A 389-nucleotide genomic window follows, 5' to 3' on the forward strand; every position below is an offset into this window, starting at 1 on the left:
CGTGCCAGCCGCCGCGGTAATTAGATACCCCAGTAGTCCACATCGGGTGCCAGCAGCCGCGGTAATTAGAAACCCGTGTAGTCCGCCTAATGTGCCAGCAGCCGCGGTAATACGTATGTCGCAAGCGTTATCCGGATTTATTGGGCGTAAAGCGCGTCTAGGCGGCAAGGAAAGTCTGATGTGAAAATGCGGAGCTCAACTCCGTATGGCGTTGGAAACTGCCTTACTAGAGTACTGGAGAGGTAGGCGGAACTACAAGTGTAGAGGTGAAATTCGTAGATATTTGTAGGAATGCCGATGGGGAAGCCAGCCTACTGGACAGATACTGACGCTAAAGCGCGAAAGCGTGGGTAGCAAACAGGATTAGATACCCTAGTAGTCCGTAGCCC

Annotated in this window: 1 rRNA gene; it reads left to right on the forward strand. The window is 52.7% G+C overall.

Annotated elements, in window-relative coordinates:
* Nucleotides 1-389: ribosomal RNA gene (locus tag M6G53_RS25260) — 16S ribosomal RNA — on the forward strand; the annotation flags it as partial.

Origin of the sequence: Serratia nevei (genome assembly GCF_024160145.1) — a bacterium.
Taxonomy (GTDB): Bacteria; Pseudomonadota; Gammaproteobacteria; order Enterobacterales; family Enterobacteriaceae; genus Serratia; species Serratia nevei_A.